Here is a 665-nt window from a genome sequence, read left to right as displayed (position 1 = left end):
TTATGACGCAGCGCGACGGTGGAAATCGCCGCGAACTCCGGGGTGCCGCCGTGGTTGAAAGCATCGGCATCGATGGCGAGCAGCGGGCAGATCCAGTCGAGTGGGCTCATCGACACCGGTCCAGCCACGATCGCGGCGACGTAACCGTCGAGCATGGGAATGCTGGTGGCGGCAGGATGCCGATCGACGCGAGCCTGCAGCCACCGCTCGAGTTCCTCAAGCGGCATCGCGGCGACCGCCATCGACGACGATGCTTTATGGCGACGTGGGCTCACGCGGCGGCCTGCGCAGTGCGCTGGCGGGCCGCCTTCCAGTTCCAGGCGAGCAGCTCGTACAACTGATGGCTCTTGGTTCGCCCGGAGGCGATGCGCTCCAGCACGTCGGTCAGGTAGGCCTGCGGATCAAGGTCATGGAGCTTTGCTGTGTTCACGATCGACGCCAGGATCGCCCAGCTCTCGGCGCCACCTTCGCTGCCGCTGAACAATGAGTTGCGTCTTCCCATGGCAATCGGGCGCATGGACCGCTCGACCGTATTGCTGTCGACCTCGATGCGGCCGTCGCGGAGAAACAGCGTCAATCCGTCCCAGTGGTTGAGCGCGTAGTTGATGGCCTCCGTCAGCTTCGACTGGGAGAAGAGCTGGTCGACCATCTCGGTCAGTCGCACC

The 665-nt window shown here is 64.5% G+C and carries 1 protein-coding gene and 1 pseudogene; both read right to left on the bottom strand.

Annotated features, from left to right (window positions below; genetic code table 11):
* A pseudogene (locus AAFX91_RS42250) lies at window positions 1–242 on the bottom strand (YecA family protein); the annotation flags it as partial.
* 29 nt (window positions 243–271) lie between these two features.
* On the bottom strand, window positions 272–665 hold a 394-nt coding region (locus tag AAFX91_RS42245; RefSeq protein ID WP_394570420.1), incomplete at its 5' end, for a transposase.

The organism is Bradyrhizobium sp. 31Argb (assembly GCF_043638955.1).
Taxonomy (GTDB): Bacteria; Pseudomonadota; Alphaproteobacteria; order Rhizobiales; family Xanthobacteraceae; genus Bradyrhizobium.
This window is presented reverse-complemented; position numbering and strand designations above follow the sequence as displayed.